At 71.3% G+C, this 24,271-nt stretch carries 17 protein-coding genes, 1 tRNA gene and 2 pseudogenes; 11 read left to right on the plus strand and 9 right to left on the minus strand.

Annotated features, from left to right (window positions below; all coding sequences use genetic code 11):
- Positions 1-48 precede the first annotated feature (48 nt).
- Complete coding sequence (locus N8I84_RS05215) at positions 49-546, minus strand: hypothetical protein (protein WP_263228431.1); 498 nt, start codon at positions 544-546, stop codon at positions 49-51.
- A 1-nt stretch (position 547) separates the two neighbouring features.
- Here N8I84_RS05215 and N8I84_RS05220 point away from each other — a divergent pair, with 1 nt between their 5' ends.
- Both N8I84_RS05220 and N8I84_RS05225 read left to right on the plus strand, forming a co-directional pair.
- Positions 548-781, plus strand: a complete 234-nt coding sequence (locus N8I84_RS05220; RefSeq protein WP_263228432.1) for a hypothetical protein — start codon at positions 548-550, stop codon at positions 779-781.
- A 275-nt stretch (positions 782-1,056) separates the two neighbouring features.
- The gene (locus tag N8I84_RS05225; protein WP_263228433.1) at positions 1,057-1,866 is read left to right on the plus strand and encodes a ribonuclease BN; all 810 of its coding nucleotides are present in this window, start codon (positions 1,057-1,059) and stop codon (positions 1,864-1,866) included.
- 25 nt (positions 1,867-1,891) lie between these two features.
- Here the strand turns inward: N8I84_RS05225 and N8I84_RS05230 are convergent, their stop codons facing one another.
- Genes N8I84_RS05230 through N8I84_RS05240 form a run of 3 tightly spaced genes read right to left on the minus strand, consistent with a single transcriptional unit; the run spans position 1,892 to position 8,033 of the window.
- Entirely contained in the window at positions 1,892-5,044 is a 3,153-nt protein-coding gene (locus tag N8I84_RS05230; protein ID WP_263228434.1) for an FAD-binding and (Fe-S)-binding domain-containing protein, read from the minus strand.
- A gap of 30 nt (positions 5,045-5,074) precedes the next feature.
- Positions 5,075-6,238: an enolase C-terminal domain-like protein gene (locus N8I84_RS05235; protein WP_263228435.1), complete on the minus strand. Its 1,164-nt coding sequence runs from the start codon at positions 6,236-6,238 to the stop codon at positions 5,075-5,077.
- Positions 6,228-8,033 carry a thiamine pyrophosphate-requiring protein gene (locus tag N8I84_RS05240; RefSeq protein ID WP_263234666.1) on the minus strand — a complete coding sequence of 602 codons (1,806 nt, stop codon included), beginning with the start codon at positions 8,031-8,033 and terminating at the stop codon, positions 6,228-6,230. Before N8I84_RS05240 ends, N8I84_RS05235 begins: the two co-directional genes overlap by 11 nt.
- Before the next feature lie 201 nt (positions 8,034-8,234).
- On the opposite strand from N8I84_RS05240, the gene N8I84_RS05245 reads away from it, so the two are divergent.
- Positions 8,235-8,675 (plus strand): SPW repeat protein, encoded by a 441-nt coding sequence (locus N8I84_RS05245; protein ID WP_263228436.1) that lies wholly within the window; start codon positions 8,235-8,237, stop codon positions 8,673-8,675.
- 76 nt (positions 8,676-8,751) lie between these two features.
- On the opposite strand, the gene N8I84_RS05250 is transcribed toward N8I84_RS05245, so the two are convergent.
- Positions 8,752-9,765: a YihY/virulence factor BrkB family protein gene (locus tag N8I84_RS05250; protein WP_263228438.1), complete on the minus strand. Its 1,014-nt coding sequence runs from the start codon at positions 9,763-9,765 to the stop codon at positions 8,752-8,754.
- A 210-nt stretch (positions 9,766-9,975) separates the two neighbouring features.
- Here N8I84_RS05250 and ctaD point away from each other — a divergent pair, with 210 nt between their 5' ends.
- The 3 genes from ctaD to N8I84_RS05265 all read left to right on the plus strand — a co-directional run bounded on the left by ctaD (position 9,976) and on the right by N8I84_RS05265 (position 12,925).
- The gene (gene ctaD / locus N8I84_RS05255; RefSeq protein WP_263228440.1) at positions 9,976-11,688 is read left to right on the plus strand and encodes an aa3-type cytochrome oxidase subunit I; all 1,713 of its coding nucleotides are present in this window, start codon (positions 9,976-9,978) and stop codon (positions 11,686-11,688) included.
- Positions 11,685-12,056: a hypothetical protein gene (locus tag N8I84_RS05260; protein ID WP_263228441.1), complete on the plus strand. Its 372-nt coding sequence runs from the start codon at positions 11,685-11,687 to the stop codon at positions 12,054-12,056. Before ctaD ends, N8I84_RS05260 begins: the two co-directional genes overlap by 4 nt.
- A 128-nt stretch (positions 12,057-12,184) precedes the next feature.
- Positions 12,185-12,925: a DUF4142 domain-containing protein gene (locus tag N8I84_RS05265; protein WP_263228443.1), complete on the plus strand. Its 741-nt coding sequence runs from the start codon at positions 12,185-12,187 to the stop codon at positions 12,923-12,925.
- Between the two features lie 33 nt (positions 12,926-12,958).
- On the opposite strand, the gene N8I84_RS05270 is transcribed toward N8I84_RS05265, so the two are convergent.
- A complete protein-coding gene (locus N8I84_RS05270) occupies positions 12,959-13,462 on the minus strand; it encodes a MarR family winged helix-turn-helix transcriptional regulator (protein ID WP_263228444.1) in 504 nt (167 codons plus the stop codon).
- Between the two features lie 170 nt (positions 13,463-13,632).
- On the opposite strand from N8I84_RS05270, the gene N8I84_RS05275 reads away from it, so the two are divergent.
- The 4 genes from N8I84_RS05275 to fdh all read left to right on the plus strand — a co-directional run bounded on the left by N8I84_RS05275 (position 13,633) and on the right by fdh (position 19,886).
- On the plus strand, positions 13,633-14,679 hold the full coding sequence (locus N8I84_RS05275; RefSeq protein WP_263228445.1) for a 4Fe-4S dicluster domain-containing protein: 1,047 nt from the start codon (positions 13,633-13,635) through the stop codon (positions 14,677-14,679).
- Positions 14,676-15,704: an NrfD/PsrC family molybdoenzyme membrane anchor subunit gene (nrfD, locus tag N8I84_RS05280; protein ID WP_263228446.1), complete on the plus strand. Its 1,029-nt coding sequence runs from the start codon at positions 14,676-14,678 to the stop codon at positions 15,702-15,704. The genes N8I84_RS05275 and nrfD overlap by 4 nt, the downstream gene beginning before the upstream one ends.
- Before the next feature lie 85 nt (positions 15,705-15,789).
- Positions 15,790-16,605 (plus strand): hemerythrin domain-containing protein, encoded by an 816-nt coding sequence (locus tag N8I84_RS05285; RefSeq protein ID WP_263228447.1) that lies wholly within the window; start codon positions 15,790-15,792, stop codon positions 16,603-16,605.
- 5 nt (positions 16,606-16,610) lie between these two features.
- Positions 16,611-19,886, plus strand: coding sequence for a formate dehydrogenase (gene fdh / locus N8I84_RS05290; protein WP_263228448.1), 3,276 nt, complete (start codon positions 16,611-16,613; stop codon positions 19,884-19,886).
- 16 nt (positions 19,887-19,902) lie between these two features.
- Here the strand turns inward: fdh and selD are convergent, their stop codons facing one another.
- Entirely contained in the window at positions 19,903-20,910 is a 1,008-nt protein-coding gene (selD, locus tag N8I84_RS05295; RefSeq protein ID WP_263228450.1) for a selenide, water dikinase SelD, read from the minus strand.
- Between the two features lie 34 nt (positions 20,911-20,944).
- Between selD and N8I84_RS05300 the strand changes: the two genes are divergently transcribed.
- Positions 20,945-21,038 (plus strand) — tRNA-Sec (locus N8I84_RS05300).
- 34 nt (positions 21,039-21,072) lie between these two features.
- Here N8I84_RS05300 and selB read toward each other — a convergent pair.
- Positions 21,073-22,821 (minus strand): annotated as a pseudogene (gene selB, locus N8I84_RS05305) (selenocysteine-specific translation elongation factor); the annotation flags it as partial.
- Between the two features lie 5 nt (positions 22,822-22,826).
- Positions 22,827-24,208: pseudogene (gene selA, locus N8I84_RS05310) on the minus strand (L-seryl-tRNA(Sec) selenium transferase).
- Positions 24,209-24,271: the final 63 nt, after the last annotated feature.

Consider the following 24,271-nt stretch of genomic DNA (forward strand, 5'->3'; position numbering starts at 1 on the left):
GCCGAAGACCGCGCGAAAGTCCACACAGAAGCGCTCGGTGGAGACCGCTCAGAGACGCACGGTGACGAGCAGCACGAAGGCGGCGCAGCCCACCGCCTCGGCGCGCACGAGGCAGCGCTCCGACGCGTCGTCGGGCGCCCGTAGGCCGGTCGCCGGCCGGCCGAACGCCACGCAAACGACGACCAGACAGCCGGCCGCCAGACAGTCGGCGACAAGGCCTGCGACGACAAGACGGGCGACGACAGGACAGGCGGCCGCGACACCGCCGAAGACGAGACGGGCGACGAGCCGGGCGACGACGACACAGTCGACCGCTCGGCAGTCGACCGCTCGGCAGTCGTCTGCGACGCGGTCGGTCGCGCGGCAGTCGACCCCGAAACGGCCGGTCACGAGGCAGGCGAACACGAGGCAGGCGGCAGCGAGGCAGGCGACCACGAGGCAGGCGGCCGTGAGGCAGGCCGTCACGACTCGGCCGGTCGTGCGGCAATCGGCCGTGAGACGGCCGGAGAGGAAACAGCCCGCCGCCTCCGGTAAGCGCACGATCACGTTGACCGTCCCCTCGTTCGGCGAGGCCGCCACCTGGGCTGTCAACGCCGTCGCGGTTCCTGTGGCCGCCGCGCGCCGGGTCCTGCCCGCCGCGCACGGCCTGCCCCTGTACGTCGGTATCGGCGCGCTGGCCGTCGCGGGCGCTCTCGAGGCTCCGGTGGCCCTGGGGCTCGGCATCGGATACGCCCTGCTCCGGCACAAGGGGCCGCTCGCCCGGTTCTCCGGCTCGAAGTGACGGCGGACGTCGCGGACGCGGCACGGCGGGCCTCGGGCGGTCGCCCACCCGCCGTCGGCCGATCGTCCGCCCGCCGTCGGCCGGTCGTCCGCCCGCCGGCGGACCTTCGCCTCCGGACACCGCCCCGGCCCTCGCGGCCCCGGTCCAGCGCAAGGTGATGTGATCCGGGGTGATCCCGTCAGGTCACGGCGGGTGCGCCCGGGCGGTCCCACGTTTGTCAACCCGTCCCCCGATCACCCGTCAGGCATCGGCGGGGCGCCCCAGGGAGCGGGAGGATGATCGCGGAACAGGCCGTGAAACTGGCCCGGCAGGCCGTGCACCACGTGTGGGACCGGCTGAAGACGTACGACCTGGTCCGGCGCGGCCGTGAACTGGAGCTGATGCACCGCGCCCTCGGCTTCGCCACGCTGGCCCTGGTGACCCTGGCGCCCCTGCTCATCGTGGTGGCGGCCGCCGACCCTCTGGCGCACGGGGGCTTCACGACGTGGCTGGTCGACGGCATGGGGCTGTCCGGCCGCTCCGCGCACGTGGTCACCGACATCACCACCGCGCCGCGCAAGGTGATCAGCGCGACCAGCGTGTGGGGCGGGATTCTGCTCGCCGTGTTCGGGGTGTCCTTCGGCGGGAGCGTCCAGAACGGTTACGAGCGGATCTGGAACCTGCCTCCCGGCCCGTGGCACCGCATCTGGCGCCAGGCCACCTGGCTCATCGTGCTCACCGCCTACCTCTACCAGGAGGTGCAGACGCGTCTGGCGTTGCACGGATGGCTGCGGGTCGTGGTGTCCCTCGCGACCGGAGTGCTGTTCTTCTGGTGGGGCCAGCGCTTCCTCCTGGGCGGTCAGGTCCGCTGGCGAGACCTGCTGCCGGGCGCGTTCGCCACCATGGTCGGTCTGATCGGTCTGCGGGTCTTCTCCTATCTCGTCTTCACGCCGCTCATCGTCAGCAACGCGGTCAGTTACGGACCGCTCGGGGTCGTCCTCGTGCTGGAGTCCTGGCTGACCGGTGTCGGGTTCGTGGTCTTCGGCGGCGCGCTGTTCGGCCGCTGGTTCTGCGAGCATCACTGGTGGCCGCGCGTCAACCGGTGACCGGCCCGGCCCGCATCACCGCGGCTCAGCGGCGCACCGCACGGACCCCTGCTGCCGAGATGGCGGCCACCACTGCGGCCGCCACCGCGACCCGCAGTGCCCGTTCCCGCCAGGGCGGAGCCGACCTGCGGGCGGCACCGCGCTCGGGCCGTCGCGTGATGGCTTGGGCGCCTCTGTCGCGGGCGATCTTCATCACTTCGGCCACATGCAGGGCCTGCCGTCCCGTGCGCGCGTCCTTGATCTGGGTGGTGCAGGAGAAACCGTCGGCGACGATCAGGCAGTCCTTGTCGGCGTCGCGGATCGCGGGCAGCAGGGCCTGTTCGCCGCAGTCCATGGAGATCTCGTACTTGCCGGACTCGAAGCCCCAGGATCCGGCGAGTCCGCAGCACCCGCCCTGGAGGCTCTCCACCTCCAGGCCCATCTTCTCCAGCAGCTCCTGCTCGGGACTCATGCCGCCGGTGGCGCGCTGGTGGCAGTGGCCCCACAGCAACGCCCTGCCCTTGAGGGAGGGAGGGTCGATGCCGAACGTCTGGAAGAACTCCGGGAAGTGGTAGGCGCTGCGTGTGAGCCGTTTCGCGTCGTCGTCGTGCGGGAGCAGCTTGGGCAGTTCGTCCTTGAAGACGGCGAGGCAGCTCGGTTCCATGCCGACGATCGGTGTGCCGGCCCTGAGATGGGGCCGCAGGACGTCCAGGACCCGGTGGAGGTAGCGTTCGGCGGTGTCCAGGAAGCCGTAGTCGTACAGGGGCCGTCCGCAGCAGATGTGCTCCTCCGGCATGATCACCCGCCAGCCCGCGGCCTCGATCGCCTCGACACAGGCCACCCCCACGTCTGTGTGGAAGTGGTTGTTGAACGTGTCGGGGAAGAGGACCACGGGCCGCCCGCTCGGATTGGCGGTGCCGCCGCGCCGGGTGAACCACTCCTGGAGCGTCATGGGTGCGAAGCGGGGCAGCGGCCGGCGGCGGTCGATGCCCGCGACCAGCTTGGCGAGGTGGGACAGTCCGGGGGTATGGGTGACGAGGTTGACGGCTTCCGGAACGCGTGAGGCGATTCTGGCGGCCTGGTCGACGAACCCGAAGGCGTATGCATGGCGGGGGCGCCGGCGGCGGGGCGACTTGTAGTGGTGGTACAGGAACTCCGCCTTGTAGGTGGGCATGTCCACGTTGACGGGACAGTCGTTGGTGCAGCCCTTGCAGGCCAGGCACAGGTCGAGCGCCTCGGCGACCTCCTTGGACTGCCAGCCGTCGGTGATCACCTCGCCCTGGAGCATCTCGTACAGCAGCCGGGCCCGGCCGCGGGTGGTGTGCTTCTCCTCCCGGGTGACCTGGTAGCTCGGGCACATCGTCGTCTCGGCCTGCGGCACCCGGCACTTGCCGATCCCGACGCACCGCAGCGTCGCGTGGGCGAAGTCCCCGCCGTCCTCCTCGTAGGCGAACTTGGTCCGGTGCCGGGGCGGGTTGTAGTCGGTGCCCAGTTTCAGGTTCTCGTCCATCCGGTAGGGATCGACGACCTTGCCGGGGTTCATCTTCCCCTGCGGGTCCCAGATCGCCTTGAACTCCCGCATGGCCTGGACGAGTTCGGGCCCGTACTGCTTCTCCAGCAACTCGCCGCGCTGCTGGCCGTCACCGTGCTCCCCGGAGACCGAGCCTCCCATGGAGACGACCAGGTCGGCGGCCTCCTCCATGAACGCCCGGTACGTCGCCAGGCCGTCGGCGGTGCGCAGGTCGAAGCTGAGCCGGCAGTGGATGCAGCCCTGCCCGAAGTGGCCGTACATGGCGCCCTTGATGCCGTGCCGGTCCATCACCTTGCGCAGCTCGCGCACGTACTCGCCGATCCGGTCCGGCGGGACGGCCGAGTCCTCCCACCCCGGCCAGTGGTCCTTCCCGTCCGGCGGGAACGCGGTCGAGCCGAGACCGCTCTCCCGGATCGCCCACAGGTGCTCGCTGGTGCCGCCCTCCTGCTTGCTCTTGGCGACCCGGACACGGTCCCGCTCGTACCCCTTGTCCTCGGTGAGCCACCGCAGGAAACGGTGCGCCTGGCCGACGGACTCCTCGGCGGTGTCCGCGCCGAACTGCACCAGCAGCCAGGCGCCGCCGCCGAGACGCGGCAGCTCCTGGATGTCCTCCACGTTCATGTTCTGCAGTTGCTGGTCGCGGATGAGTTCGTCGTCGAGCGCCTCCAGTCCGATCGGCTTGAAATGCTCGATGATCTCCATGCAGTGTTCGGCCGCGTCGGCGAGGTCGTCGTACTCGACGACGACGAGGGTGCGCTGCAGCAGGGCGGGGGTGAGCATGAGGACCGCCTGCAGGGCGGTGGCGCAGGTGCTCTCGGTGCCGACCAGGGCGCGGGCGACGTTGAAGCCGCGTTCCGGCAGGAGTTCGTCGAGGTTGTAGCCGGAGACCCGGCGCGGCACCTGTTCGGCTGAGCGGAAGCCGGCCCGGATGGCGTCGGCGTACTTGTCGCGAAGGTCGCGCAGCGCGGCGTAGATCTCGCCCTTGCGGCCGCCCTTGGCGATGATGCGGTCGAGGTCCTTCTCCTCGTCGACGCCGACCCAAAAGCGGGCGCCGTCGTAGGTGACCACCTCAAGGGCGTGGGTGTTGTCGCTGGTCCGGGGGCCGGGTCCGTACAACTGCGACTGCACCGAGTGGATGCCGCAGGAGTTGTTGCCGATGTTGCCGCCGATGACGCAGCGGGAGTGGGAGGACGGGTCGGGCCCGAAGACCAGGTTGTAGCGGCCGGTGTGCCGGTTCAGTTCCTCGTTGATGACGCCCGGCTCACAGGTGACCAAGCGGCGATCGGGGTCGATCTTCCCGATGCGGGTGAGGTACTTGGAGTGGTCGATCACGACGGCTTCGTTGACCGTCTCGCCGGACAGGCTGGTGCCTCCGCCCCGGTTGAGGACGGGCGCACCGAACCGGTGGCAGATCTTGTGCACGGCGACCACGTCGTCCAACGTGCGGGGGATGACGACGCCGATGGGGACCTGGCGGAAGTTGGAGGCGTCCTGTGCGTAAAGGCCCTGGGAGGCGGTGTCGAAGCGGACCTCGCCCTCGACCGCCTTGCGCAGGGCGCTCTCGAGCTTGCCCACGTCCAGGGTCATGCGGGCCCGCGGCGGGCCCGCGATCTCCGGGTGGGTCTTGGTCGGCACCTCGCGCGTCGCCCGGCGTGCTGCCTTCGCCATCGGATCCTCACCTTTCCTCAGCGAGTCTGGTCAGGCCGGCCGCGCCCCGTACACGCGGTACGGCTCGGCGTCGGCCCACTTGACGTCCAGCCCGAGTCCCGGACGGCCGGTGTCCGGTCGCAGGGCGCCGTCCACCGGCGACAGAGTGCCGTCGAACAGCAGGTCCTCGACCCGTACGTGATCGTGGAAGTACTCCAGGTGCCGCAGCCGTCGTACGGCGCAGAAGGCGTGCGCGGACACCGCCGGGGCGCAGTGCGCCGACAGGTCGAGGTCATGGGCCGCCGAGAGGCCGGCCACCTCCAGGACGCCGGTGATGCCGCCGCAGCGGGTGACGTCCGCCTGGAGGCAGTCCACGGCGGGACGCTCCACGAGGTTGACGAAGTCCCGCATCGTGTAGGCGTACTCGCCCGCGGCGATCTCCAGTCGCTCCGGGCCGCGCTCGCGCAGCAGGCGCAGTCCTTCCAGGTCGGCGGAGCTGACGGGTTCCTCGAACCAGCGCACGTCCCACTCTTCGTGGAAGCGGCGCGCCCAGTGGAGCGCCTCCTTGCGCCCGAGGGCCCCGTTGGCGTCGGTGAACAGCTCCGGCTCGTCGCCGACCGCCTTGCGCACCGTGGTCAGCCGCAGCGGGTCGCGCTCGGGGTCCCGCGAGGTCTTCAGCTTGACGCGGGGGATGCCCTGGTCCACCCATCCGGTGAGCTGGTCGGTGAGGCGGTCCAGCGGGTAGTTGGTGAAGCCGCCGCTGCCGTAGACGGGAACGCGGTCGTGGTACGCCGGGAGCAGCCGGACCAGGGGGAGCCCCAGCAGCCTCGCCTTGAGGTCCCACAGCGCCACGTCGACGGCGGACACCGCCATGGCTCCGACGCCCGGGCGTCCGGCGTTGCGGATCCGCACGCCCATCCGTTGCCACAGGGCCGGCGGCGAGGTGACGTCCTGGCCCTTGATCGCCGGCGCCAGCTTGGATTCGAGGAACGAGGCGGCCGACACGTCCCCGTAGGTGTACCCCAGCCCGGTCCGCCCGCCGGCGTGAACCCGGACCAGGACGACCGTGGTGGAGCCCCAGTCCAGCGTTCCGTCCTGCTCCTTGCCGTCCGGGCCGTCCGTGGGCACCTCGAAAGCGTGCACGTCGACCGCGTCGATGCGGTACTCGGCAGGCTCCGGGCCCGCGGACCCGGCGGCCCCGGGGTCAGTCCCCATGGTGGCGTCCGGGAAGGCGCTCGGCGTACTCGGCGAGCTTCTGGCGTACGCCCTTGGTGGCGATGCCCACCCTCTCCGGGTCGTGCACGGCGGCCTTGGCGGCCTTCTTCCCCTGCTCGGTCATGATGTGCGGCGGGATCGGGGCGATCTCCTGGTCCACCTTGAACTCCAGCACGACCGGCCGGTCGCTGGCGAGCGCCTCGTCCCAGGCGGCGCCGACCTTCTTCGGCTTGTCGCAGTAGACGCCCTTCAGACCGAGGAGTTCGGCGTACTTCGCGTACGGGACGTCCGGGATGTACTGCGAGCCCGGGAACTTGGGGTCCCCGGCCATGGCCCGCTGCTCCCAGGTGACCTGGTTGAGGTCCTGGTTGTTGAACACGCAGAAGACGAACGGCGCGGGCCCGGACAACCGGTCCAGGTACCGCTTGATGGTGATCATCTCGTTCATGCCGTTCATCTGGAACGCGCCGTCGCCGACGAACGCGATCACCGGCCGGTCCGGATAGGCGAACCGCGCGGCGATCGCGTACGGCGTCCCCGGCCCCATCGTGGCCAGCGTGCCCGACAGGGACGCCTGCATCCCCTTGCGCAGCTTCAGATGACGCGCCCACCAGTTCGTCCCCGAGCCCGAGTCGGCCGTCAGGATGCAGTTGTCGGGCAGCCGGGGCGACAGCTCGGCCGCGACGGCCTGGGGGTTGATCTTCCCGCCGAAGTGCTGGTCGGACCACTTCTCGCAGACCGCGCTCCACTCGGCGACATCCTTCTCGACCTGCTGCCGCCAGCGTCGGTCCTCCTTGCGCCTGAGCAGCGGCAGGAGGGCCTTGAGCGTCTCCTTGGAGTCCCCGACGAGGTGGGCCTCCATCGGGTAGCGGATGCCGATCATCCGCCCGTCGATGTCGATCTCGACACCGCGGGCCTGGCCCTCGTCGGGCAGCCATTCGGCGTACGGGAAGCTGGTGCCGACCATCAGCAGGGTGTCGCAGCCCTGGATCATGTTGTCGCTGGCCTTGCTGCCGAGCAGACCGATGGGGCCGGTGACGAACGGCAGGTCGTCCGGCAGCACCTCGCGGCCCAGCAGCGCCTTGGCGACCCCCGCGCCCAGCAGTTCGGCCGTCTCGACGACTTCGCTCTCGGCGTGGGCCGCACCCTGACCGATGATCATGGCGACCTTGCTGCCGGAGTTCAGGACGTCGGCCGCCTTGCGCAGCTCGCCCTCGTCGGGCAGCACCCGGGGGCGGCTCCAGCCCACGCTGGAGAAGACGGCGCCGTGCATCTTGGGCGGCGAGGGCTGGGCGTCCGCCTCCTGCACGTCCTCAGGAATGATGATCGTGGCCACACCCCGGGTGGTCAGCGCCGTCTTGAACGCCCGGTCGATGACGTGCCGCGCCTGCGCCGGCTCCACGACCATCTGGCAGTACTCGGAGACGTCCGCGAACAGCTGCTCCAGAGCGATCTCCTGCTGGTAGTGCGAGCCGAGACAGAGCCGCTTCTGCTGACCCACCACCGCGACCACCGGCTGGTGGTCCAGCTTGGCGTCGTACAACCCATTGAGCAGGTGCACCGCGCCGGGACCTGAGGTGGCCGTGCAACAGCCGACCTCACCGGTGAACTTGGCATGGGCGCACGCCATGAACGCGGCCATCTCCTCATGCCTGACCTGGATCAACTCCGGGCTGCCCTTGGCCCGGTCGAAGGCTCCGAGCAGTCCGTTGATCCCGTCACCCGGATAGCCGTAGATCCGCCCGACACCCCATTCGCGCAGCCGCTGCAACACGAAATCCGCCACCAACGCCATGTCCGCTCCCTCGCCGCGCACCTCTGCCGCCACGATGAGTGACCCTCCCGGGCGCGGCGTAAACAGCACGGCGACGCGGCCACCCTCACGCCATAGGTGCAATAACCCCCAGATAACGCCGCAAGATCTTACATAACCACCAAAACGGAGTAAACTATTGCATGAGGCAAAGAACGCCCCTATTCAAAGGAGGCGACAGCAATGGCGCAGCACACCACCGGCATGACCACGCATCCCGACCTGGCGGAGATGCGGGAACGGCTGGAACGCACCGCGTCCAGCGGGTCGGCCGTCGCTCTGGGCGGACTGGTCCTGTTGGCGGGTCTCTACGCGGCGATCTCGCCCTGGGTCGTGCACTTCTCGGGCACCCCGTTCATCGCCGTCAACAACCTGATCGTCGGCATCGCCGTCGGCCTCATCGGGTTCTGCGCGGCCCTGGCTCCGGAACGGATGCTCCGCCTGGCGTGGGTGGTCGCCCCGCTCGGCGCGTGGCTCATCATCTCGCCCTGGGTGGTCACCGCCGCGCACGGCGCGCGGGCCGGCATCGTCTGGAACAACTGCTGGATCGGCGCCGTCACGGCTGTCCTGGGGCTGGCGGCCATGGGCCTGACCGTCCGCTTCGCCCGCCGCGCCCCTCACTGAGACGAGCGGATGGCATCACCGCGGCGTGTCGTGTCACGGACACGACACGCCGTCCTGCATGGTGGCCACCCGGTGATCAGCCCTCTTCCTCGGGGGGGCCGCCGGAGGGCGGGCGCGGGGGCGAACCGAAGCGGACCCTGATCTTCTGGAAGCCCTTGAAGGCCTCGGTGGCCGCGTACGACTGGTAGGCCCGCCGGTCGGCCGGAGTGAGCTGCACCCGGTCGGTGAACGGGGTCAACAGGCTGCGCGGCCACAGCCGCATGATCCGGACCACGCTGACCTCGGCCGTCATGAGGAAGATCAGTGCCCCGAGGTAGAGCCAGGCCAGCAGACCGAGGACGATGCCGAACAGGCCGTAGGTGGCCGTGGCGCCGCGCAGCACCTTGCTGACGTAGTACGAACCGCCCCACTGCAGCAGCTGCCAGGCGAAGGCGCCCCCGAGGACGGCGCCGAACAGACGGCGCAGCGGCAGCCGGCGCCGGATCAGCGTCCGGTAGACGAGCAGCAGCAGAGCCGCATTGAGGACGATGGCCGCGGCCGCGGCGGCGACTCTGACGCCGGTCTCCAGCCGGGCGCCGAACACGCTCGCCCGCGACTCCGCGACGGACAGCCCCGTGGTCAGGCACAGCCCGAGCGCGAGGATCGACAGGAACAGCAGGCCCCTCAGACGTGACCGGAACGGATCGGGGCGCGCGTGCCGCGGCACGGCCCAGATCTTGTTCAGCGCGTGCTGCGCGGCCTGCGCCACGCCCAGGGCGCCGTACAGACTGCCCAGGACGCCCACCACGAGGGCGACGCCGCTGCCGTGGAAGGAGTGGATGTTCTCGCCGAGCTGGTCGCCGATGACGGGGAACTCGCCGAGCGCGGAGTTCAGCACACGTTCCCGCAGCTGGGGGTTGCCGCTGAGCAGGGTGCCGAGGACGGAGACGAGGATCAGCAGCAGCGGGAACAGCGACAGGAACGAGTAGTAGGTGAGGACCGCGGCGAGATAGGTCGCCTGGTCGTCGTAGAACTTGTACACCACGGCGAGCGGCAGCCCCGCCCAGCGGTGGCGCCGCTGGTACGCGTCCACGCGGGCCACGACTCCCATGGTCTGCCTCGTGCGCTCCGCCGGGCACCCGCCGGCACCTCACGTCGTCCTGCTCGTGAGGATAGGTCAGGTGGCATGCACCCGCCACTGGGCGGTGGTCCGACACGACGAGCCATTCAGCCGCATGCGCGTGCGCAGCAAGCGCCGTTACGGGATCTTTGACCGCGTAATTCCCATTCGCGGCTTTTTCCCGTATCTGGAGTTGTTGCGATGACCGCACAGACGGAGCCGGCCACCTTCGTACCGGCCGAGGGGCGTCGCCACCCGGGGCGCGTGGTGGTGTCCTGGCTGACGACGACGGATCACAAGAAGATCGGGCATCTGTATCTGATCACGTCGTTCGCCTTCTTCCTGATCGGCGGGGTGATGGCGCTGCTGATCCGGGCGGAGCTGGCGCGCCCGGGCCTGCAGATCGTGTCCAAGGAGCAGTACAACCAGCTGTTCACGATGCACGGCACGATCATGCTGCTGCTGTTCGCCACACCGACCTTCGCCGGCTTCGCCAACGCGGTCATGCCACTCCAGATCGGCTCGCCCGACGTGGCCTTCCCGCGGCTGAACATGCTGTCGTACTGGCTGTTCCTGTTCGGCGCGCTGATCGTGATGAGCAGCTTCCTCACCCCCAACGGGGCGGCGGACTTCGGGTGGACGGCCTACACCCCGCTCAGCGGCCCCGAACGCGCCGTCCAGCTCGGTGCCGACCTGTGGATCATGGGGCTGGCGCTGGCGGGGTTCGGGACCATCCTGGGTGCGGTCAACTTCCTCACCACGATCGTGTGCATGCGCGCTCCCGGCATGACGATCTTCCGGATGCCGATCTTCACCTGGAACGTGCTGCTGACCTCGGTCCTGGTCCTGTTCGCCTTCCCCGTGCTGGCCGCCGCCCTCTTCGCGTTGGAAGCCGACCGCCGCTTCGGCGCCCATGTCTTCGATCCGGCCAACGGCGGGTCGCTCCTGTGGCAGCACCTGTTCTGGTTCTTCGGGCACCCCGAGGTCTACATCCTCGCCCTGCCGTTCTTCGGCGTGATCACCGAGATCATCCCCGTCTTCGCCCGCAAACCGATCTTCGGCTACATGGGCCTGGTCGGTGCGACGATCTCGATCGCCGGCCTCTCGGTCACGGTGTGGGCCCACCACATGTTCGCCACCGGGGGCGTGCTGCTGCCGTTCTTCTCCTTGCTGACCTACCTCATCGCCGTGCCGACCGGTGTGAAGTTCTTCAACTGGATCGGCACCATGTGGAAGGGCTCGCTGTCCTTCGAGCCGCCGATGCTGTGGGCGGCCGGCTTCCTCGTCACCTTCCTCTTCGGCGGGCTGACCGGCGTGATCCTGGGCTCGCCGCCACTCGACTGGGAAGTCACCGACAGCTACTTCGTCATCGCGCACTTCCACTACGTGCTCTTCGGCACCATCGTGTTCGCGATGTTCGGCGGATTCAGCTTCTGGTGGCCGAAGATGACCGGCACCATGCTCAACCACCGCCTGGAGTACATCCACTTCTGGACGCTGTTCGTCGGCTTCCACACCACGTTCCTGGTCCAGCACTGGCTCGGCGCCGAGGGCATGCCCCGCCGCTACGCCGACTACCTGGCCGCCGACGGCTTCACCTGGCTGAACACCGTCTCCAGCATCGGCGCCTTCCTGCTGGGCCTGTCCACCCTGCCGTTCCTGTACAACGTGTGGAGGACCGCGCAGTACGGCGAGCGCGTCCAGGTCGACGACCCCTGGGGTTACGGCCGCTCGCTGGAGTGGGCGACCTCCTGCCCACCGCCGCGCCACAACTTCACCACCCTGCCCCGGATCCGCTCCGAGTCCCCCGCCTTCGACCTCCACCACCCCGACCTGGCCGAGGTCGACTACGCGACCTACACCGGCAAGCGCGACGTGCTCAAGGCACCGGGACACCAGGAGCCCCGGCGGTGAGCGCGGCACCGGACGACGGGGCACCGCACGCCGAGGGCCCCGCGCTCGCCGCCGAAGTCGAGGGTTACCTGCTCGCCCACGCCGAGTACGACAGGGCGCACCGCGAGGCCGAGGCCCTGTGCGCCCGGCTCCCCTGGCTGACGACCGCACAGGCCGAGGACCTGGTACGCCACTACGTCACCCAGCGTCTCGACATCACCCGTCAGACGCTGGCCGTCATCGCCCGGCGCGCCCGGGAGCTGCGGGACGAGTACGAGGCCCGGTACACCGCACTGCGGCGCGCTCTGTTCAAGGCCCACGCGGCGTGCGCCTGCGCGCTCCTCGGCATCACAGGCCTGATCACGGCCCTGTGCGCCCTGACACGGTGAGCCCCCCGCACACCTCCTCCTGTGACGCACGACACAGGAGGCTGAACAAGTTTTTCCCAAAGCAATGATCGATGCGGCTGGCGCCTACGTACCTCCTGCTGTACAAGCCGCTCGCGCATGGAGGCAGCATGCCCATATCCCGCAACATCGCAGGAACCCTCTTCGTGGCCGGGGCGCTGGGCCTGACTCTCACCGCTCTCGCCTACCCCGCCATGCTCGGGGTCCAGACCACGTCCAGCTCTCCGGACCGGATCATCGCCAACACCCGGTACGGCCCGCTGACCGAGGCCGACCGCGACTTCGTGGTCAAGGTGCGTTCCGCGGGGCTGTGGGAGTACCCCCTGGGCGAGATCTCGCTGAAGAAGGGCTCGTCGCCGGAGATGCGGGAAGCCGGCAAGCACCTGATCGTCGGGCACGCCGGACTCGACGAGATGTGCCGCAAGATCGCCCCGGAACTGGGCATCGCCCTGCCCAACCGGGCGACACCGCAACAGCAGCAGTTCGTGGCGACCGCGGATGCGGCCAACGGCAAGGAGTTCGACTCCACCGCCGCGAACATCATGCGTGTGACCCACGGCCAGATCTTCCCGGTGATCGCCAAGATCCGTGCCACCACCAAGAACACGCTGGTGCGTCAGCTCGCCGACCTGGCCAACGACACCGTCCTGGACCACCTGACCATGATGGAGAAGACGGGCACGGTCAACTTCGAGCAGGCCAACTTCCAGCAGACCACCCCGCCCAAGCTCCCCAAGGACCAGCTCACCCCTCCGGCGCCCCAGCCCGGAGAGCCGATGGTCGTCCTCACTCCGCGCCCGGACCTGAACGTCAACACGGCCTCCCCCACGCCCAGTCCGTCGGCCAACTGACCTCCGCCCGCGCGGCGCCGGGGGAACGGGCCGTCACGCGAGCGGGTGCGGCTCCGTCTCGTCCTCCGCGGGTGCCGGCGGCGCTCCGCCCGCCTCGTTGAAGGCGGCGAGGGCCTCGATGAGCGCCGCCCGACGCTCCGGCGCGAGCCTTTCGACGATCGCGGCGATCTCGGAACGGCGCCGCGCGGTGACGTCCTCCACCGTCCGCCTGCCGTCCTCGGTGAGCCGCAGCAGGGTCTCGCGCCGGTCGTCGGGGTTCGTCTGCCGGTCGGCGAGCCCGGCCGCGATGAGCCGGTCGACCATGCGCATGGCGGTGGAGGGGGCCACCTGCAGCAGGTCGGCCAGGGTGACCAGTTTGGTGGTCCCGCGGGTGGACAGCACCACCAGCATCCGGAACTGCGGGAGGGTCACCGGCTCCTCGACCTGCGCGAGGGAACGGGCGGAGATTCCCATCAGCAGCCGGGACGCGGTCATGACGGCGCGGGTCACCGCATCGACGTCGTCCCCGGCCCGCCCGGGGCTCTCACGCTGCGGCATACGCCCTTTCTACCGCGCGGCACCCGCCGCCCACCCACGCGACGCCGCCGAAACGGAGTCCCCGAGAGCGTTTCCGGCGAGCGCGCCCGGGGGACTCGTGCCAGGCTCGAACAGCGAGTGAGCGCCGAGTCGACGGGTGCCGACGACCACAGGCCGAGGAGGTTGGGGGCATGACACGTGGCAGCGCCGCGGCGGCCGGCGGGGCAGGCGAGGAAGCAGTGCGCGCCAACCTGCTCTTCGGTCCGCAACCCGACGTGGCGAAGGCGGCCGGGTACACCGACACCCCGCCGCGCATGGGTTTCTTCACGGACACCTCCGTGTGCATCGGCTGCAAGGCGTGCGAGGTGGCGTGCAAGGAGTGGAACTCCGTACCCGAGGACGGCCTGGAACTGACCGGCATGTCCTACGACAACACCCAGGGGCTGGGCGCGGACACCTGGCGGCACGTGGCGTTCATCGAGCAGCGCAAACCGCTGGGCGGTCAGGAGCCCGGCACCGGTCACCAGGACGTGGACGTCTTCGACGCCGCCCGGAGCCTCGGCACCTCCGCCTCCTCCCCGGGCCCGGGAGCCACGGCCCCCACGCCCGGCTCCGCACCCGTCGGCGCACCGGCCGGGGAGATCTCGCCCGTGTCCCCGGACGGACGCACCGAACTCCGCTGGCTGATGTCCTCGGACGTCTGCAAGCACTGCACGCACGCCGCCTGTCTCGACGTGTGCCCGACCGGATCGCTGTTCCGGACGGAGTTCGGCACGGTGGTGGTCCAGGAGGACATCTGCAACGGCTGCGGGTACTGCGTGCCCGCCTGCCCGTACGGCGTCATCGACCAGCGTCCCCACGACGGGCGGGTGTGGAAGTGCACCCTGTGCTACGACCGGCTCGGCGTCGGGATGGAACCGGCGTGCGCCAAGTCCTGCCCCACCGACTCCATCCAGTTCGGCCCGCTCGACGAGCTGCGCGAACGCGCCGCCGCCCGGGTCGCCCGGCTCCACGCCGCCGGCGTCACCGATGCCCGCCTGTACGGCGAGAACCCCGAGGACGGTGTCGGCGGTGACGGCGCGTTCTTCCTGCTGCTGGACGAGCCGGAGGTCTACGGTCTGCCGCCCGACCCGGTCGTCACCACCCGGGACCTGCCCTCGATGTGGCGGCACGCGGCGGTGGCCGCCGCATCCCTCGCGGCGCTGGCCGCCGTCAGCTTCGCCAGGAGGCCGCGATGACCGGCTCCGACGTCACCCGCGACGGCGTGGAGGAGGCTCGCCCCGAACGCGAGGCCCTCACCGGCGCGCACACCGGACGCCGACGGCGACGCCGCGGTCGCGGCGAGCGGTCCATGGTGCCCGAGGCGCGGTTCTCCTCGTACTACGGCAAACCGATCCTCAACAAGCCGGTCTGGAAACCCCTCGACATCGCGGGCTACCTCTACCTCGGCGGCCTCGCGGGCGCGTCGTCGCTGCTCGCCGCCGGGGGCCAGGCCACCGGGCGGCCGGTACTGGCCCGTACCGCGAAGCTGGGCGCCGCAAGTGCGATCTCGCTCTCGCTGGCCGCGCTCGTGCACGACCTGGGGCGCCCGGCCCGTTTCGTCAACATGCTCCGCGTCCTCAAGCCGACCTCACCGATGAGCGTCGGCTCCTGGCTGCTCGCCGGTTACGCGCCGCTGACGGTGGCCGCCGCTGCCGCCGACGTGGCGGGCCGCTACCGCATGGCCGGGGCCGCCGCCACGGCGGGCGCGGCCGTCGTGGGACCGGCGGTCGCCACCTACACCGCCGTGCTGATCTCCGACACGGCGGTGCCCACCTGGCACGAGGGCTACCGTGAGATGCCGTTCGTGTTCGCGGGATCCGCCGCGAGCGCGGCGGCCGGACTGGGCCTGGTCGGCGCCCCGGCGGCGCAGGCGGGGCCCGCGCGCCGTATGGCGGTGCTGGGTGCCGCCCTGGAGCTGGGCGCCTTCCAGCTGATGAAGCGGCGCACGGGCCTGGCGGCGGAACCGTACGAGCAGGGCAGGCCCCGTACGCTGCTGCGCGCCGCGGAGGCGCTCACGGCGGGCGGCGCCGCACTGGCGGCCCTCGCGGGCCGGCGTCCGGGCCGCGAGGGCCGCCGTCTGCCGGCGACGGCCGGCGCGGCACTGCTGGCCGGCTCGGCGGCGCTGCGGTTCGCCGTGTTCCATGCCGGGGTGGTGTCCGCCGAGGACCCCAAGTACACGGTCGTACCGCAACGGGAACGGCTGGACGCCCGCGGTCGCTGACGGTTCGACGCCCCTGCAGTGCGACCGTTTCGCCGGCCGCGTCGCGGGTACCCAGGACCAGCCGGGCCGGAAGGAGATGGACGGCATGCCCACCCGGAGCCAGGTGTTGGACCTGCTCTCGGACGGTCTCGACTACGAGGAGGCCGGCCGGCGGCTCGGCATACCCGCGGGGCAGGCCTTCCTGATCGCGACGGGGCTGCCCGCGGACGGCGGCGGCACCCTCACCACCGCGGAGCAGCACCGTCCGGGTATGCCCCGGGAGTCCACCCAGCACCTGTCCGACCCGCCGTCCGAGAACCCCACCGGCAAGGAATCGGTGCACCGGTGGGTCGAGCACCGCGCCGCTGCGGACGGCCAGATGCGGCGGGCCGCCGAGCAGCGGGATCTCCGCCCGGAGGGTGAGCGGGCCCCCGGTGAGGTGCACGAGCTGACCACGGTGCTGACGCGCGACCACGACCGGGTGACGGCCCTGCTGAAGCAGGTACAGGCTCTGCCGGGCGCCAAGAAGGGCGGCTCGAAGACCCAGCGGTCGCGCAGGGGGTCCCTCGTCGGCCTGATCACCGAGGCGTTGCAGGGTCATGAGCCGGCCGAGCAGCGCCACCTCTGGCCGGCCGTACGGGACGTCCTCGAGGACGGGGACCATCTGGCGGACCAGGGACTCCGGCAGGAGCGGGAGGGGGCCGGCATCCTGGCGGCCCTGAGCGAAGCCTCACCTGACACCGAGGAGTTCGACGAACTGGTCGAGCAACTGGTGGACCGACTGCGCCGGCACGTGGCCTTCGAGGATGCCGTGTTCGCCCGCCTGCGGGAGAATCTGCCGCAGGAGGACCGGGAACGTCTCGGGTCCGGCGTCGTACGCGCCTGGGAGGCCGCACGACGAGGAACCGAACGGGAGGAGTAGCAGACATGGGCGTGCGCACATGGATCGACTCCTGGCCGGTCTACCGCCAGCTCAAGGGAACCGACCCGCTGGGCCGCGGGGCCGCGGCCAAGAGCGGGACCAGCGCGCGGCTCACGCCCCGGGTCGCCACCGCCGACCGGGTGGTCAAGTCGGTGTGCCCGTACTGCGCCGTGGGCTGCGGCCAGAACGTCTACGTCGAGGACGAGCGGGTCACGCAGATCGAGGGCGACCCCGACTCCCCCGTCTCCCGCGGCCGTCTGTGCCCCAAGGGCGCCGCGAGCCTCCAGCTGACCACCGGCGACGCGCGCGAGCACCACGTCCTGTACCGGCGCCCCTACGGCACCGAGTGGGAGCGTCTCGACCTCGACACGGCGATGGACATGATCGCCGACCGGGTGATCGCGGCGCGCCGGGCCGGCTGGGAGTGGGAGGTCGACGGGAACCGCACCCGGCGCACGCTCGGCATCGCGAGCCTCGGCGGGGCGACCCTCGACAACGAAGAGAACTACCTGATCAAGAAGCTTTTCACCGCCCTGGGAGCGATTCAGATCGAGAACCAGGCGCGTGTTTGACACTCCTCCACCGTTCCCAGTCTGGGAACCTCGTTCGGCCGCGGCGGCGCGACCACCTTCCAGCAGGACCTGCAGAACTCCGACTGCATCGTCATCCAGGGCTCGAACATGGCCGAGTGCCATCCGGTCGGGTTCCAGTGGGTGATGGAGGCCAAGGCCCGCGGAGCGAAGGTGATCCACGTCGACCCGCGGTTCACCCGCACCAGCGCGCTGGCCGACCTCCATGTGCCGCTGCGCGCGGGTTCGGACATCGCCTTCCTGGGCGGGATCGTCAACTACGTCCTGAGCAACGAGAAGTACTTCCGCGACTACATCGTGGCGTACACCAACGCGCCGGTGGTGCTGCGGGAGGACTTCCGGGACACCGAGGACCTCGACGGCGTCTTCTCGGGTCTGGACGCCGACAGCCGCAGCTACGACAGCCGCAGCTACGACAACAGCAGCTGGCAGTACGAGGGCACGGAGATCCAGGCGGCCTCGGGCGAACGTGACCAGGAGTACGAGGAGCGCACCCGTGGCGGCCGCTCGGTGTCGGAGGCGGCGCGCGGTGAGGCCCACGGTTCGGGTGGCGCCGCGATCCCGGAGGGCGAGCCCGAGCGCGACGAGACACTGACCCACCCGCGCTGTGTCTTCCAGGTGCTCAAGCGCCACTACGCCCGCTACACCCCGGAGATGGTCGAGCGGATCTGCGGGGTGCCGCAGGACCTGTTCCGCCAGGTGTGCGAACTCGTGTCGGAGAACTCCGGACGCGAGCGGACCACCGCCTTCGCCTACGCGGTCGGCTGGACGCAGCACACCGTCGGTGTCCAGTACATCCGCGCGGCCGCCGTGCTGCAGAGCCTGCTCGGCAACATCGGCCGTCCGGGCGGAGGCATCCTCGCCCTGCGCGGACACGCCTCCATCCAGGGTTCGACCGACATCCCCACCCTGTTTAACCTGCTGCCCGGCTACATCCCGATGCCGCACGCGCACCACAACCAGGACCTCGACGCCTTCATCGAGGCGGAGGCGGCGCACAAGGGCTACTGGGGCAACATGCGCTCGTACCTGGTGAGCCTGCTCAAGGCGTACTGGGGCGAGGCCGCGACACCGGACAACGACTTCTGCTTCGACTACCTGCCGCGCCTGACGGGCTCCCACTCGACCTACGAGACGGTGATGGCCCAGCTGGAGGGAACCTGCAAGGGCTATTTCCTGATGGGTGAGAACCCGGCGGTCGGCTCGGCGAACTCCAAGATGCAGCGCCTCGGCATGGCCAACCTCGACTGGCTCGTCGTACGCGACTTCTCCCTCATCGAGTCGGCCACCTGGTGGAAGGACGGCCCCGAGATCGAGACGGGTGAGCTGCGCACGGAGGACATCCGCACCGAGGTGTTCTTCCTTCCCGCCGCGGCGCACACCGAGAAGGACGGCACCTTCACCAACACCCAGCGTCTGCTGCAGTGGCACCACCAGGCCGTCGAACCGCCCGGCGAGGCGCGCAGCGACCTGTGGTTCACCTACCACCTCGGCCGCATCATCCGGGAGAAGCTCGCCGGGTCGGCCGACGGGATGGACCGCCCGGTGCTGGACCTGACCTGGGACTACCCCACCAAGGGCGAGAACGCCGAGCCCGAGGCGGAGGCGGTCCTCGCGGAGATCAACGGCTACGACGCCGAGGGCGAACCGCTGGCCTCCTACGAACAACTCAACGACGACGGCTCCACCGCCTGCGGCTGCTGGATCTACTGCGGGGTCTACGCCGACGGCGTGAACCAGGCGGCCCGCCGCAAGCCGGGCAAGCAGCAGAACTGGGTGGCGAACGAGTGGGGCTGGGCCTGGCCGGCCAACCGCCGCATCCTGTACAACCGGGCCTCCGCCGACCCGGACGGCAAGCCGTGGAGCGAGCGCAAGGCACTGGTGTGGTGGGACGAGGACAAGGCGCTGTGGGTGGGCCACGACATCCCCGACTTCGCGAACAACAAGTCCCCTCATCACCAGCCCCCGCCGGACGCCACGGGCGCCGAGGCGCTGTCGGGCACCGACGCGTTCATCATGCAGGCCGACGGCAAGGCCTGGCTGTTCGTGCCCTCCGGGCTCACCGACGGGCCGCTTCCCACGCACTACGAGCCGCAGGACTCGCCCTTCACCAACCTGCTGTACCCCCAGCAGCGCAATCCCGTACGGCAGTTGATGCCGACGCACCCGGACAACCGCTACCAGCCCAGCGGCGACGAGCCGGGCACGGAGGTGTTCCCGTACGTCGCCACCACCTACCGGCTCACCGAGCACCACACCGCGGGCGGCATGTCCCGCTGGCAGCCCTACCTGGCCGAGTTGCAGCCGGAGTTCTTCTGCGAGGTGTCGCCCGAACTCGCTGCCGAGCGCGGCCTGGAGCACACCGGCTGGGCGACGATCGTCAGCGCCCGGAACGTCATCGAGGCGCGGGTGCTGGTGACCGACCGGGTGCCGCCGCTGACCGTGCACGGCCGCACCCTGCACCAGGTCGGTCTGCCCTACCACTGGGGGCCGAACGGCTACACCACGGGCGACGCGGCCAACGAGCTGGTGCACATGTCCCTCGACCCCAACACCCATATCCAGGAGACGAAGGCCTTCGCCGTCGACATCCGGCCCGGCCGCCGTCCCAGGGGCCCCGCGGCCGTCGAGCTGGTGCGCGCCTACCGGGCCCGGGCCGGCATCGACGACCAGACCGGTACGGAGGTCTGAACCACCGTCGCGGAGCTCACTTCAGTACCACCGAGTGCGAGCCGCGCGGCACGAGTTCCCCGATCACGGGCGCGCCGGGTACCTCCCCGGCGACGAGCAGGCCGCCGGAGGTCTGCGCGTCGGCCAGCAGCAGGCGGGTGTCGGCGTCCGTGTCCCCGAAGTCGGTGTGCGGGGTGACCCATTCGAGGTTGCGCCGGGTGCCGCCGCTGACGTAACCGTCCCGTACGGCTTCCCGGGCGCCGTCCAGGTAAGGCACGGCGGCGGTGTCGACCACGGCGGTGACGCCGGAGGCGCGGCCCAGCTTGTGCAGATGGCCGAGGAGGCCGAAGCCGGTGACGTCGGTGGCACAGGTGACTCCGGCCGCGAGCGCGGCACGGGATGCGTCCCGGTTGAGGGCGGCCATCGTGGCGACGGCCTGCTCGAACCGTTCGCCGGTGGCCTTGTGCCGGTTGTTGAGCACACCGATGCCCAGGGGCTTGGTCAGCGACAGGGCCAGTCCCGGCCGGCCGGCGTCGTTGCGCAGCAGCCGCTCGGGGTCGGCGACACCGGTGACGGCCATGCCGTACTTCGGTTCCGGGTCGTCCACGCTGTGCCCGCCGCCTACGTGGCAGTCCGCCTCGGTGGCGACGTCCAGTCCACCGCGCAGCACCTCGCGGGCCAGGTCGAACGGGAGCCGGTCGCGCGGCCACGCCAGCAGGTTCACGGCCAGCACAGGCCGGCCGCCCATCGCGTACACGTCGGACAGGGCGTTGGCGGCGGCGATGCGCCCCCAGTCGTAGGGGTCGTCCACGACCGGGGTGAAGAAGTCGGCGGTGCAGACGATCGCCGTCCCCCGGTGGGTGACCACGGCCGCGTCGTCGCCGGTGGCGAGGCCGACCAGCAGCGGGGTGTCGCCCCCGGCGAGCGGCGGCACGGTCAGCCCGGCGACCACCTCCTCCAGCTCTCCGGGCGGGATCTTGCAGGCGCAGCCGCCGCCATGGGCGAACTGCGTGAGGCGGACGGTCTCTTGGCGGGTCGGTGTCATACCTGTCTCCTGGGGCACTAGCCTGGCGAGCGGTGGAGGCGTGTGGGTGCCTGGTGGCCCTCCCGGTCTTCAAAACCGAGGTGTCCGAGGATCTCGGGCAGGCGGGTTCGATTCCCGTCCGCCTCCGCTGCCCGGCTCGGGCCGGCAGCGCCGGCGCTGGTCGTCCACCCGCTCGGTGTGTCCCTGCGCGTCCAGCAGTTCCAGGAGCGGCACGGCCACCCTGCGCGTGGTGTCCAGGGCCCGGCGGGCCTCGCTGAGTGTGAACGGCTGGGGCAGCCGGCGCAGGACGTCGGCGGCCCGGGCGTCCGCTCCCGGGAGCAGCACGATGCCGTCGGCCACCGCCAGCAGCGCGCCCGCCGAGACCGCGGCGGCCACCGCCTTGCGGGTGAGCCCGAGTTCCTTCAGGCGGTCGGCCTCCGGTGCGCGGAACGGCGTCCGCGTCAGCTCGCGCCGTACGGCGTCGACGGCGGCCTGGAGGGGCGGTGGCAGTGTCGGCCGGAGGCTGTCGGGACCGTACAACCGGCCTTGCCGGCGCAGCAGCCGGGCCTGGCCCGGTGTCTCGGCGAGCGCGTCCACCAACGCCCGGTCGGGCAGGCCGAGCAGGCGCCGGGCCGCCTCGGTCGGCAGGCCCGGTTCCAGCGGGTGCTCCTCGGCGTACCGCTTCACCTCGGCGGCCAGGCGCTCCCGCAGTGCCGCCCAGTGGGTCTCGTCGACCAGCCATTCCCCGGCGATGGGCGCGGTGGGCGGCGGCACCCCCATCGCCGACAGCTCCGAGCGACGGACGAGCCGTCGGCGCCGCAGCTCCGCGGCACCGTCCGGGCGGCCGGTCATGGCCGCCAGTTCGGCCGCCCGTGTACGTCCCGCACCCCGCCGGGCCAGTCGCGGCGGGCGTACGTCGAGCACGGTCACCCCGCGCGGCATGCGCTGCCCTCCCGGCTCCCGCAGCACGGCCCGGTCCCCGACACGCAGGGGCAGGGCCCGGTTCAGGGTCAGCCGCGCGGTGTCCTCCCCCAGTGGGCGGACCGTCGCAGGGACGGCGGCCGTACCGATGTGGACGGTGACCGTGCGAGGCAGGTCGGCGACCGGTTCGCCGGTGACACGCACGTCCACGAGGTCGGTGAGCAGCCAGCGGTCCGGTGTCAGCAGCACCTGCCCCCGCCGCAGGGCACCGTCCACGGAGCCGTGCACGTTGACCGCCACCCGCGCCACGCCGCTGACGGCGGACCGGTCCTCGTGCAGGCACTGCAGCCCGCGCACCTTCAGCAGGGTGGAGCCGTCGCCCGTCACCAGCCGGTCGCCGACGCGCAGGGTGCCCGCGCCGAGCGTGCCGGTCACCACGGTGCCGTGGCCGCGTACGGTGAAGGCGCGGTCCAGCCACAGGCGCACGTCCGCGTCCGCGGGCGGCACCGGCAGCGACCGCGCCGACCGGGCCAGTTCCGCACGCAGTTCGTCCAGTCCGGCGCCGGTCACCGCGCTGACCGCCACCGACGGCACCGCGCCGAGCGAGGTGGCGGCCAGGCGCTCCACGGCGTCGGCGCGCACGGGCTCGGGGTCCGCCAGGTCGCTGCGGGTCACCGCGAGCACGGCGTGCCGTACGCCGAGGGCGTCGAGGATCGCCAGGTGTTCCTGGGACTGGGGTTGCCAGCCCTGGTCGGCCGCCACGACGAACAGCACGGCGGGCACGGGTCCGACTCCGGCCAGCATGGTGGCGACGAACCGTTCGTGTCCCGGCACGTCGACGAAGGCCAGATGCTCCCCGTCCGTCCCCAGCCGGGTCCACACGAAACCGAGGTCGAGGGTGAGCCCCCTGCGCCGCTCCTCCTCGAAGCGGTCGGGTTCCATCCCGGTCAGCGCCCGCACCAGGGCGGACTTGCCGTGGTCGACGTGCCCGGCGGTGGCCAGCACCCGCATGGCGCCTACCTCCCCGCCGCCGACCGCACGGCCCCGGCCAGCCGCTCGTCGTCCTTCGGCGGCACCGTCCGCAGGTCGAGCAGACAGCGCCCCGCCTCCAGACGCCCGACGACGGGAACGGCGCCGGTGCGCAGCGAGGCGGCGCAGGACTCGGGCAGTGACAGGGCGGCGCTGGGCAGCGTCACCCCGCGCGCGCCGCCGCCTCCCACGGTCGCCGCGCTGTCGACGGCGTGTACGTCGATGCCGTCGGCGCTCAGCGCCTTGGCGAGCTCCTCGGCGCGGGCCATCAGCTGTTCGGGGTCGGCGGCCAGGGCGGCGGCGGTCGGGGTCCGCGGTCCGGTGAGCGTGGCTTCCAGGGCGGCCAGGGTCAGCTTGTCCACGCGCAGGGCGCGGGCCAGGGGGTGCCGGGAGACGGTGCGGACCAACTCCCCGTCGCCGAGGAGCAGGCCGCACTGCGGGCCGCCGAGCAGTTTGTCGCCGCTCGCGGTGACAAGTGAGGCGCCTGACCGCAACTGGGTCTCGGCGTCGGGTTCCTCGGGCAGCAGCGGGTGGGGGGCGAGCAGCCCGGAGCCGATGTCGGAGACGACCGGGACGCCCAGCGGCGCCAGTTCGCCGGCATCGGCGGCGCGGGTGAACCCGGTGACGCGGAAGTTGGAGGGGTGGACCTTCAGTACGAATCCCGTCTCCGGCCCGATCGCGGCGGCGTAGTCCGCGGCGGTCGTGCGGTTGGTGGTGCCCACCTCTCGGAGCCGGGCCCCGGTGGAGACCAGGAGGTCCGGCAGTCGGAAACCGTCGCCGATCTCCACCATCTCCCCCCGGCTGATCACGATCTCCTTTCCGGCGGCGAGCGCGGTCGCGACCAGGACCAGCGCGGCGGCTCCGTTGTTGACGACGTGCGCCGCGCCGGCGGAGGGCACCCGGTCGCACAGCGCCTTCAGAGCCGTGCGCCCGCGGCGGGCCCGGACGCCGGTGTGCAGATCCAATTCGACGTCCGTGGGCCCGGCGGCCTCCAGCACCGCCTGCCGGGCCGCGTCCGACAGGGACGCCCGGCCGAGGTTGGTGTGCAGCACCACTCCGGTGGCGTTGATCACCGGCCGCAGCCCGCTCGCCGTGCCCGGGAGCAGGGCGAGGGCCGCGTCCCGCACCCGCTCCGGCGCGATGCTGCCGTCGCGTGCCTGCTCCTGCGCCTGCCGCACGGCCGCCTTCACCACGCGGGGCCCCAGCCGCCCACGGCCTCCGCAAGGTGCGGATCGCTCAGCAGGGTGTCGGTGCGGGGAATGCGCCGTCGCGTGTCGACGGCGCCGCTTCGCCGGGGCGCGTGTCCGACGCCGGACGCGGCCGCCCCGGTCCCGTCACCGACTCCCTCCGGTGTGACCCCCTGCTCCATGCGGCCCCTGCCTCTCCGGCCCCGGCCCGGCTGTCCGAGGAAACCCCATCGTCTCCCAGTGCC

This window comes from Streptomyces cynarae (assembly GCF_025642135.1).
GTDB classification, from domain to species: domain Bacteria; phylum Actinomycetota; class Actinomycetes; order Streptomycetales; family Streptomycetaceae; genus Streptomyces; species Streptomyces cynarae.

What these genes read in the sequence shown, in the direction of transcription:
- N8I84_RS05245 (WP_263228436.1), top strand. Translation starts at nt 8,235, where the DNA reads ATGGCGCAGCACACCACCGGCATGACCACGCATCCCGACCTGGCGGAG.
- nrfD (WP_263228446.1), top strand. Translation starts at nt 14,676, where the DNA reads ATGACCGGCTCCGACGTCACCCGCGACGGCGTGGAGGAGGCTCGCCCC.
- N8I84_RS05240 (WP_263234666.1), bottom strand. Translation starts at nt 8,033, where the DNA reads ATGGCGTTGGTGGCGGATTTCGTGTTGCAGCGGCTGCGCGAATGGGGT.
- N8I84_RS05230 (WP_263228434.1), bottom strand. Translation starts at nt 5,044, where the DNA reads ATGGCGAAGGCAGCACGCCGGGCGACGCGCGAGGTGCCGACCAAGACC.
- N8I84_RS05225 (WP_263228433.1), top strand. Translation starts at nt 1,057, where the DNA reads ATGATCGCGGAACAGGCCGTGAAACTGGCCCGGCAGGCCGTGCACCAC.
- N8I84_RS05275 (WP_263228445.1), top strand. Translation starts at nt 13,633, where the DNA reads ATGACACGTGGCAGCGCCGCGGCGGCCGGCGGGGCAGGCGAGGAAGCA.
- N8I84_RS05250 (WP_263228438.1), bottom strand. Translation starts at nt 9,765, where the DNA reads ATGGGAGTCGTGGCCCGCGTGGACGCGTACCAGCGGCGCCACCGCTGG.
- N8I84_RS05285 (WP_263228447.1), top strand. Translation starts at nt 15,790, where the DNA reads ATGCCCACCCGGAGCCAGGTGTTGGACCTGCTCTCGGACGGTCTCGAC.
- selD (WP_263228450.1), bottom strand. Translation starts at nt 20,910, where the DNA reads ATGACACCGACCCGCCAAGAGACCGTCCGCCTCACGCAGTTCGCCCAT.
- N8I84_RS05235 (WP_263228435.1), bottom strand. Translation starts at nt 6,238, where the DNA reads ATGGGGACTGACCCCGGGGCCGCCGGGTCCGCGGGCCCGGAGCCTGCC.
- N8I84_RS05270 (WP_263228444.1), bottom strand. Translation starts at nt 13,462, where the DNA reads ATGCCGCAGCGTGAGAGCCCCGGGCGGGCCGGGGACGACGTCGATGCG.
- N8I84_RS05265 (WP_263228443.1), top strand. Translation starts at nt 12,185, where the DNA reads ATGCCCATATCCCGCAACATCGCAGGAACCCTCTTCGTGGCCGGGGCG.
- ctaD (WP_263228440.1), top strand. Translation starts at nt 9,976, where the DNA reads ATGACCGCACAGACGGAGCCGGCCACCTTCGTACCGGCCGAGGGGCGT.